We start from the raw sequence: 9,012 nt of genomic DNA, 5'->3' as shown, positions 1-9,012 counted from the left end.
CCCAACCGGGCCTTTTCCTAGAGCCGGTCACTCCCCAGAGACCGGCTCCCTTTTTTTGGAATGCGGCCGACCCTAAAGCTTCAAAACGATATCGATCATCAGCGCGCCGATGAGCAGGCTCCAAAACGCCGCGATCGCCGCGGAGAGCCCGAACCAGAATTTCGGCCGCGCCTCGACCAGCATGCCCCGCCAGGCATTGCGCATGAGGATCGCGGGGCCTGCGAAGACCCTCAGAGTCACGCCCAGGATCGAGGTCAGGACGGAGTTCGGCTCCACCCCAAATCGCATCGGCTGGCCCGAAACGAGCTGGACGAAGCTGGACAGCACCCCGGCCAACACGAAGCCGACAGCCATCAGGTACGCATATATGATCAATTCCATGGCGCCCCTCGCCGTGCTTTTTGCAAGAAGCACTGTAGCGAGAGGCCGGGCCCCATCCGCAGCGGATTCTTAAGGACTGGTTAACACCCGTGCCAGCCCGGCACGGACCCGACTATTGCAGGTCGAAATCGAGGATCGCCATCTGGAATTGATAGGCGGTCTCGTCCTCGTCATCATCGTCGCGGAACAGCACGCCGATAAACTCCTCGCCGATATAAACCTCGGCGGAATCGTCCTTCTGCGGCCGCTGCCGGACTTGGATCGACGGCAGTTGAAACGTCTTCTGTAGATAGGTTTCGAGCTTCAGAATCTCGTCGCGTGTCACGCACTTACCCCCTTGAGCTGCTGCCAGCCCTAACGGCGGCTTGTTTCTTCGCTGCCAGTGAAGAACTGGTCCATGGTCAACGCAGGCTCGGCGCACGTATTGGCGCCGATGTCCCGCGCCGGAACGCCGGCCATCGTCCGCTGCGGCGGTACGTCCTTGAGCACGACGCTGCCGGCAGCGATGCGGGCGCAATCGCCGACCTTGATATTGCCCAGGATCTTGGCGCCGGCGCCGATCATCACGCCGCAGCCGATCTTGGGATGGCGGTCGCCCTGCTCGTTGCCGGAGCCGCCAAGCGTGACGTCGTGCAAGAGCGAGCAATTGTCGCCCACCACCGCGGTTTCGCCGATGACGATACCCGTGGCGTGATCGATCATGATGCCTCGGCCGATCTTGGCCGCTGGGTGGATGTCCACCTGGAGGAAGCGCGACACGAGGCTCTGGAGATAGAGCGCGAAGTCCTTACGGCCCGCGTTCCACAGCCGGTGACCGATGCGGTAGGTCTGAAGCGCGTGGAAGCCCTTGAAATAGAGCAACGGCTCGATCAGGCGGTCGGAAGCCGGATCGCGCTGCATCCACGCCATTAGATCGGCGCGGAAGGCTTCACCAAGCGAAGGGTCGGCCTGGAGCACCTCGTGGAAGGTGTTGTGAATCAAGCCGGGATCGAGCACAGCGTGCTGGAGGCGCCGCGCCAGACGGTGGCACACCGCATCCTCGAGACGCGCATGGCTCAGGACCGACGCGTAGAGAAAGCCTCCGAGCGCCGGTTCGGCCGCGCTGATCTCCTCGGCCTCGCGCCGCACTTGGCTCCAGACGGGATCGTAGCTCTTGATCTGCGGCTGTGCCGCCATTGCCGACTTATGCATGGCTCACCTCACTTGAGCCCCCGTAGCAGGATCATCCCGCTTCGTCTACCACGAGAGCCTATTCTGAAAAATCAACGACTAAGGACGCGAGGTTAAAAAGTCGAGCACGCCCTGCTTGAACTTGGAATCGCCTACCGCCTTCATGTGATCGCGTCCGGTGATCTCTAGGAATTGGGCACTCGGGATCAACTCCGCAAGCGCCGCGCCCGACCCGCCGATCACATCCTCGCTGCCCACCGCCACCAACACCGGCACGGCGATCTCGCCGAGCTTCCCGCGCGGCACTTTCTCCCGAGGTCCGCGCATGCAGGCCGCCAGCGCCTTGAGGTCGCTCTTGGTCTGCTCGGCGAAGATTCGGAAGCTTCGCGCCGTGTCGTTGGTCACATCCTCAAGCCGCGGCGCTTCGAGCGCCTTGGCGAGCGGCCCCGAGCCGACCATACCCCGCACCATGTGGATGCCAAGGCCGCCGAAGATCACGCTGCGCACGCGCTCCGGATGGGCGAAAACGAGAAAGGCGGCGATGCGCGCGCCCATGGAGTAGCCGAGCACGTCCGCGCGTTCGATGCCCAGATGGTCGAGCAGGCGCCGCGCGTCCTCCGCCATCTCCGGCGCGCCGTAGCGCTCTGGCTCGTAGAGCTTATCGCTTTCGCCGTGCCCCCGATTGTCGAGGGCGATGACGCGGCGCCCGGCTTGCGTTAGCGTCCGTACCCATTGCGGGTCGATCCAATTGGCGGCGACGTTGGAGGCGAAGCCGTGGATGAGCAGGATCGGTTCTCCTTCCCCTTCATCCAGGTACGCGATCCGCACGCCGTCGGAATCGAAGCTTTGCATTCTTGACCTACCGCTTTGCCTTCAGGGTCACTATGCTGCCCGCGCCTTCTTACAACGAGACCAGCGAACGGATCGTGATGTCCCAAACGCTCGTGCCCCATTTCGTGAATGACATAGGCGTCGACCGGATCAAGATCGGCGTCAAGGAGTTCCAATGCATGGGGGCCGCGCCCCCGCAGGATCATCCGCACGTCTATCTAGATATGGGCGACGACAAGCAGATCATCTGCCCCTATTGCTCCACGCTTTACGAATACGATGACGGCATCAAGGCGACCGACAGCCGGCCCGAAGGCTGCGTGTACGTCGCCACCACGCCCCCCGGCCCCCCGGCCGCCTGACGCATCTGATGGCGCAAGACCTGCCTGTCCTCATCGCCGGCGGAGGCATTGGCGGGCTGTCCACGGCGATCGCGCTTGGCCGCGCTGGAATTGACGCCACAGTCCTCGAACGTTCCGCCTTCGCCGAGGAGAGCGGCGCCGGCATCCAGCTTGGACCCAACGCCACACGCATTTTGCGCGGCCTCGGCGTGCTCGATGTGATGTTGCCACAGACCTTCCGGCCCGAAGCGGTTTGGCTGTTCGACGGGTTGAGCGGGCGCCGCCTTGCCACCGTTCCTTTGGGCGATCACGCAGAGCAGCGCTACGGCGCGCCCTATCTGACGCTTCACCGCGCCGACCTGCATGCGGGGTTGCGGGCGGCCGCCGACGCCACGGCACCCGTCTCGCTGACCTCCGGCTTCGACGTCAGCGGCATCCAGGCGGGTGACGGGATCACGATCGCCAATCTCGACGGTACCAAGCTCGAAGGTTCGAGCCTGATCGGCGCCGACGGGCTGTGGTCCACAGTACGGAAATCGGTCGCGCCGGAGGCCGCGCTGTCCTACGCGGGCGCCACAGCGTTTCGCACGCTCCTGCCACGCGAGGGTCTGCCGGCCCCCTTCTCGGCCCCCATAATCGGCCTGTGGCTGGGGCCCAAAGCCCATCTCGTGCATTATCCGGTGTGCGCTGGGGGGGCGTTGAACGTCGTCGCCGTGACCGCAGGGGGTCGGGAGGCGCAAGGCTGGGACCAGACGGCGGACGGCGCGGGTTTGCTTTCCGGATTCACCCGTTGGTGCAAGGAGTCGAAATCATTGCTGGAACGGTCGGAAGGCTGGCGCGCCTGGTCGCTGTTCTCGTTGCCCGCGTTGCCCCAATGGAGCCGTGGGGCCGTAACGCTGCTGGGAGACGCGGCCCATCCCGTGCTGCCCTATCTCGCCCAAGGGGCCGCGCTCGCCATCGAGGACGGCGCCACGCTCGCGAAATACTTTGCCGCCAGCCGCAACGATCCCGCCGCGGCGTTCCGCACCTATGAGAACGCGCGCCGCCCGCGCACCACGCGCCTCCAAAACACCGCGCGGCGCTTCGGCCGGATCTATCACTTACGGGGACCGGCGCGGCTTGCACGCAACACGGCGCTCGGTCTTCGCAGCGAGACCGCGGCACTTCGTCAGTTCGATTGGCTTTACGGCGTGGACTAGCAGCGGCCTGTCCAAGAGTAGCTGCGGAGCTCCGTGCGGCAAAAATCCTCAGGCCCCTTGCCGGTTTCCGGCGACTTTCGAGCGCCCCCCAACTATGCTTCGATGACGTGCAGATTCTGATCACCAGTCCCCGCCCGGCCCCGCAAGCGGCTGATTTCCCACAAGCTCGGTAGCCTCCAAGATGCTGCTCGCCGTTGTTGCGCTGACCCCATTTCTCGGTGCCGCCATCCCGCTGCTGGCTATCCGCCATGGACGCAACTTCTGCGCGATCGCGACAGGGGCCGTAACCCTCATCGCGCTCGTGCTTCTTCTTTCCGGGGCACCGGCCGTCTACCGGGGCGAGGTCTTGGCCTGGAGCGTGCCCTGGCTGCCGATGATCGGCTTGTCCCTCTCGTTCTTCCTCGATGGCTTGGGGCTGTTCTTCGCCGCGCTCATTCTCGGCATGGGACTGCTGATCATCCTCTATGCGCGCTACTACCTGAGCTCGAAGGATCCGCTTGGGCTCTTTTACTTCTACTTGCTGCTGTTCCAGGGGGCGATGGTCGGCATCGTCCTCAGCAATAACATTCTACTGCTGCTCGTTTTCTGGGAGCTCACGAGCCTCACGTCGTTCCTGCTCATCGGCTATTGGCGCGAGCTTCCGGCGTCGCGCCAAGGCGCGCGAATGGCCCTCATCGTCACCGGCGGCGGCGGATTGGCGCTCATCGCCGGCATGTTGATGCTCGGCCACATCGCCGGCTCCTACGAAATCACGGATATTCTACAACGCGGCGACGTCATCAGATCCTCTCCACTGCTCGTGCCGACGCTTCTGCTGATACTGGGCGGCGCCTTCACCAAGTCGGCGCAGTTCCCCTTTCACTTCTGGCTGCCACACGCCATGGCCGCACCGACGCCCGTCTCGGCCTACCTGCATTCGGCGACCATGGTGAAGGCTGGCCTCTTCCTCATGGCGCGGCTGTGGCCGGTCTTCGCTCCGACGGAGGTGTGGTTCCTCATCGTCGCGCCGGTCGGGCTCGTCACCATGCTCATTGGCGCGTGGATCGCGCTGTTCAAGGATGATCTCAAGGCGCTTCTTGCATTCTCGACCGTGAGTCACCTTGGGCTTACCACCATGCTGTTTGGCATCGGCACACCGCTGGCAGCCGTCGCTGCGGTGTTTCACATCCTCAACCACGCGACCTTCAAGGCGGCGCTGTTTATGAGCGCTGGCATCATCGACCATGAAGCGGGCACACGCGACATCCGCCGGCTTGGCGGCCTGCTCACGCTGATGCCCATCACCGCTACGTTGTCCTTGATCGCAGCAGCCTCAATGGCCGGCATCCCCTTCTTCAACGGATTCCTGTCCAAGGAGATGATGCTCGAGGAGACGGCGCACACCGTCTATGCCGGAATCGTCTGGCTCTTCCCCGTGGTCGCGACGATCGCCGCCCTGCTTTCCGCCGCCTACTCATTCCGCTTTGCGATCAGTACATTCTTCGGACCGCCGCGCGACGACTACCCTCATCGGCCGCACGACCCACCGCTCGGAATGTGGCTCCCCGTCGCAATTCTCATCGTCCCGGTCGCGGCCATCGGCATTCTCCCGGCCCTCACGGCAGGCCCGATCGTCGAACGCACGGCGCTCGCCGTGGTGGGCGGTCCGCTGCCCGACTACAAGCTTGCGATCTGGCACGGCCTCACGCCCGCCCTGTTCATGAGCCTCATCGCTCTCGTGGGCGGCGCAATCCTCTTCGCTTTTTACCGCACTGCCGACCAAATCCGTCTCGCCTTCCCGAGGCCCGAGGCGAAGCGCATCTATGATTCGGTGATCTCCGCCTTGGTGAACGGCTCCCGCTCAATCATCGAGGTGACGCATAACGGCTCTTTGCCGCGCTATGCCGGCGTCATCATCGGCACGATCGTCGCAGTCGGTCTCGTCGGCTTCATGGATGCGCCTCACGAGGCAGGGGCCAGGGCGACCATTCCCATGTCGTTACCCGCGGTCGTCGCCTGGATCGTGCTGGCCGCGATCTGCGTCGCGCTGCTGTTCTGGCATCGAGAGCGGCTGTTCGCCCTCATCCTGACGAGCGGGGTCGGCCTCATCGTCTCTCTCCTCTTCGTGCAGTTCTCCGCGCCCGACCTTGCGCTCACCCAAATCTCGGTCGACGTCGTCACGACGATCCTTCTGCTGCTCGCGCTCAATCTGCTGCCGAAGACGACGCCTGCAGAGACGGATATGGCCGGACGGTTGGGACGCGGCGGACTTGCGGCCGCGGTTGGCCTCGGGGTCGGCGCCCTCGCCTACGCCATCCTGACGCGCGACTTCCAAACGATCTCCGATTACCACCTTGCCGAAGCGAAGCCCGGCGGCGGCGGTACCAACGTGGTCAACGTTATCCTGGTCGACTTCCGCGGCTTTGATACGTTCGGCGAGATCATCGTCCTCGGCATCGCCGCGATCACCATCTTCGCGCTTCTCGACAACGCGCTGAGAGGCGCCGCGGCAAAGACCCTCGAGTCCATTCGCCATCCTCTACAGAGCAAGGACGCCCACCCGCTGATCCTCGTCGTGGCCACGCGCATCCTTCTTCCGCTCGCGCTCACCGTGGCGGTGTTCATCTTTCTGCGCGGCCACAATGAACCCGGCGGCGGCTTCATCGCCGGACTGATCGTCGCCGTTGCACTCATCATGCAGTATTTGGCGAGCGGGTTTGCCTGGGCCGCGCAGCGCGCCCGCATCGATAGCCAGGCCATGATCGGCGCCGGAGTCGCCATCGCCGGCCTTGCCGGCCTGGCGTCTCTGTTCTTCGGTTGGCCCTTCCTCACGAGCACCTACACGCATGTAAACCTGCCGCTGATCGGCGAAATCGAGATCGCCTCGGCCGTTGCCTTCGATTTCGGCGTCTTCCTGACCGTCGTCGGCGTCGTGATGCTGTCGCTCGCCCAGATCTCGCGCGTCGAGGAACGCGCCGAGCGCGAGCCGGTGCCGAAAGGTCCGATGGATGTCTTGCTGCGGCAGGGACGCATCGTCAGTCCGAACAACGGGAGCCGCTGACGTGGAGCTTCTGGTCGCCAGCGCCGTCGGCTTGATGACAGCGGTCGGAGTCTATCTGATCCTGCAGCAGCGGACCTTCCCGATCATCGTCGGACTGACCTTGCTGTCCTATGCGGTGAACGTGTTCCTGTTCTCGACGGGACGGCTCGTCGTGAATCAGCCCCCGATTATTTCCGACGCCGATGCCTACACCGATCCACTTCCCCAGGCGCTCGTCTTAACCGCCATCGTGATCTCGTTCGGCATGACGGCCCTGATCGTCGTTCTCGCCCTGCGCAGCTTCCTCGAGACTAAGAACGATACCGCGGACGTGCCGGGAGAGCACCTCGCGCCCGAAGTCGAGGCGGACAAATGACGGCGGCGTTCACCCCATGACGAACTGGATCATCGCTCCGGCAATCTTGCCCGCGCTGACGGCTGCCCTCCTGATCCTGGGGTGGCGGCGAGACATCCGCATGCAGCGGATTGTCTCCGTCACCGCCACTCTGGCGCTCGTCGGAATTGCGATCTTTCTCTATCACCTCGCGAGCGATGGCGAGCCGCGCGTCTACCGCGTCGGTGCCTGGCCCGCGCCGTTCGGCATCGTGCTCGTGCTCGACCGCCTCTCGGCAACCATGCTGCTGCTTGCCGCAGCGCTTGCTCTCGCCGTCATCGTCTACGCCTCGGCGGGATGGGACGCCCGGGGGCACCACTTCCACGCGCTGTTTCAGTTCCAGCTGCTTGGCCTGAACGGGGCGTTCCTCACCGGCGACATCTTCAACCTGTTCGTGTTCTTCGAAGTAATGCTGATCGCGTCCTATGGGCTCATGCTGCATGGCGGCGGCGCCCGCCGCTTGGGCGCAGGCTTCCAGTACGTCGCGATCAACCTCGTGGCCTCGACGCTGTTCCTGATCGCCATCGGCCTCATCTATGGCGTCACGGGTACGCTCAACATGGCGGATCTTGCCGTCAAGGTGCCGCAGGTCGCCGCCGGAAACGAGGCGCTGCTGCGCACAGGCGCCCTGCTCTTGTTTCTGGTCTTTGCCATCAAGGCGGCTTTCGTGCCCCTGCACTGGTGGCTGCCCGCAACCTATTCCGCCGCTTCGGCACCGGTAGCCGCTCTCTTCGCCATCATGACCAAAGTCGGGGCCTATGCGATCATTCGCGTGTACGGCACGATCTTTGGCCTTGATGCCGGCCCGCTCGCAGGCGTGGCAGTCCCGTGGATTTTGCCAGCGGCGCTGGCGACGCTCCTTATTGGCGCCATCGGCCTTCTCGCGAGCCGCACCCTGCTCGACCTCGCTTCCTTCAGCATCATCGCATCCATGGGCACGCTGCTGATCGCGATAGGACTTTTCGACGTCGATGGTTTGACAACGGCACTCTACTATCTTGTCCACAGCACGCTTACCGGCGCCGCTCTCTTCTTGATTGCGGATCTCGTGGCAGCACGGCGCGCGGAGAAAGGCGATGCGCTCGTGCCCGGCCATCCGATCAGCCAAGCTCCTATCCTCGGTGCTCTCTTTTTTCTCACGGCGCTCGCTGCCGTGGGCCTCCCGCCGCTCTCGGGCTTCATCGGCAAGCTCATGGTGCTCGATGCGGCTTATGAGAGCCCGCAAGCCAACCTGATCTGGCTTTTCGTGCTCGGTGCGTCGCTCATGATGACGATTGCCTTCGCCCGCGCCGGCAGCACCGTTTTCTGGAACACCGAAGGCCGGGCCACAGGGCCCACATGGGCAAATGCGCCCATCTCTCCTATCATCGTCGTGGCCTTGCTCGTCTGCGCCAGCGCGCTGCTGTCCATCTTTGCCGGTCCCGCCGTCGACGCGTTCCATGCAACCGCCAAGCAGGCGCTCGCCCCGGCGGGCTATATCGACGCCGTGCTAAGCTCCACCCATAACGTCATACCCTCGGCGGGACACTGACCATGCTGAAACGCTTCGTGCCTCATCCCCTCCTGACACTCCTCATCGTCCTGGTGTGGATTCTGCTTAACGGCGTCTCTTGGGGCGCTGCCGTCCTTGGGGCGATAATCGGCGTCACGATCCCGAAACTGACGAGCCCGTATTGG

At 64.1% G+C, this 9,012-nt stretch carries 9 protein-coding genes; 5 read left to right on the top strand and 4 right to left on the bottom strand.

Annotated elements, in window-relative coordinates; all coding sequences use genetic code 11:
- Positions 1-72: 72 nt before the first annotated feature.
- The 4 genes from ACSLE4_RS06815 to ACSLE4_RS06800 form a co-directional block, all read right to left on the bottom strand.
- Positions 73-381 (bottom strand): DUF6949 family protein, encoded by a 309-nt coding sequence (locus tag ACSLE4_RS06815; RefSeq protein WP_435903725.1) that lies wholly within the window; start codon positions 379-381, stop codon positions 73-75.
- 112 nt (positions 382-493) lie between these two features.
- Positions 494-706, bottom strand: a complete 213-nt coding sequence (locus ACSLE4_RS06810) for a DUF3126 family protein (RefSeq protein ID WP_435903724.1) — start codon at positions 704-706, stop codon at positions 494-496.
- A gap of 29 nt (positions 707-735) precedes the next feature.
- Positions 736-1,572 (bottom strand): serine O-acetyltransferase, encoded by an 837-nt coding sequence (cysE, locus tag ACSLE4_RS06805; RefSeq protein WP_435903723.1) that lies wholly within the window; start codon positions 1,570-1,572, stop codon positions 736-738.
- A 78-nt stretch (positions 1,573-1,650) separates the two neighbouring features.
- Complete coding sequence (locus tag ACSLE4_RS06800) at positions 1,651-2,403, bottom strand: alpha/beta fold hydrolase (protein WP_435903722.1); 753 nt, start codon at positions 2,401-2,403, stop codon at positions 1,651-1,653.
- 77 nt (positions 2,404-2,480) lie between these two features.
- Here ACSLE4_RS06800 and ACSLE4_RS06795 point away from each other — a divergent pair, with 77 nt between their 5' ends.
- From ACSLE4_RS06795 to ACSLE4_RS06775, 5 genes are all read left to right on the top strand, one after another.
- Positions 2,481-2,744 (top strand): zinc-finger domain-containing protein, encoded by a 264-nt coding sequence (locus tag ACSLE4_RS06795; RefSeq protein WP_435903726.1) that lies wholly within the window; start codon positions 2,481-2,483, stop codon positions 2,742-2,744.
- 8 nt (positions 2,745-2,752) lie between these two features.
- Positions 2,753-3,922 carry an FAD-dependent monooxygenase gene (locus ACSLE4_RS06790; protein ID WP_435903721.1) on the top strand — a complete coding sequence of 390 codons (1,170 nt, stop codon included), beginning with the start codon at positions 2,753-2,755 and terminating at the stop codon, positions 3,920-3,922.
- A 181-nt stretch (positions 3,923-4,103) separates the two neighbouring features.
- Entirely contained in the window at positions 4,104-6,962 is a 2,859-nt protein-coding gene (locus tag ACSLE4_RS06785; protein ID WP_435903720.1) for a monovalent cation/H+ antiporter subunit A, read from the top strand.
- Position 6,963: 1 nt separating this feature from the next.
- Positions 6,964-7,317: a Na+/H+ antiporter subunit C gene (locus tag ACSLE4_RS06780; RefSeq protein WP_435903719.1), complete on the top strand. Its 354-nt coding sequence runs from the start codon at positions 6,964-6,966 to the stop codon at positions 7,315-7,317.
- Positions 7,318-7,333: 16 nt separating this feature from the next.
- On the top strand, positions 7,334-8,866 hold the full coding sequence (locus ACSLE4_RS06775) for a monovalent cation/H+ antiporter subunit D (protein WP_435903718.1): 1,533 nt from the start codon (positions 7,334-7,336) through the stop codon (positions 8,864-8,866).
- Positions 8,867-9,012 lie beyond the last annotated feature (146 nt).

It is taken from the genome of Methyloceanibacter sp. (assembly GCF_051306395.1).
Lineage (GTDB): Bacteria > Pseudomonadota > Alphaproteobacteria > Rhizobiales > Methyloligellaceae > Methyloceanibacter.
This window is presented reverse-complemented; position numbering and strand designations above follow the sequence as displayed.

Bases quoted from the DNA above. Each gene is read 5' to 3' on its own strand.
- cysE (WP_435903723.1), bottom strand. From the start codon at position 1,572: ATGCATAAGTCGGCAATGGCGGCACAGCCGCAGATCAAGAGCTACGAT.
- ACSLE4_RS06800 (WP_435903722.1), bottom strand. From the start codon at position 2,403: ATGCAAAGCTTCGATTCCGACGGCGTGCGGATCGCGTACCTGGATGAA.
- ACSLE4_RS06795 (WP_435903726.1), top strand. From the start codon at position 2,481: ATGTCCCAAACGCTCGTGCCCCATTTCGTGAATGACATAGGCGTCGAC.
- ACSLE4_RS06815 (WP_435903725.1), bottom strand. From the start codon at position 381: ATGGAATTGATCATATATGCGTACCTGATGGCTGTCGGCTTCGTGTTG.
- ACSLE4_RS06775 (WP_435903718.1), top strand. From the start codon at position 7,334: ATGACGAACTGGATCATCGCTCCGGCAATCTTGCCCGCGCTGACGGCT.
- ACSLE4_RS06790 (WP_435903721.1), top strand. From the start codon at position 2,753: ATGGCGCAAGACCTGCCTGTCCTCATCGCCGGCGGAGGCATTGGCGGG.
- ACSLE4_RS06785 (WP_435903720.1), top strand. From the start codon at position 4,104: ATGCTGCTCGCCGTTGTTGCGCTGACCCCATTTCTCGGTGCCGCCATC.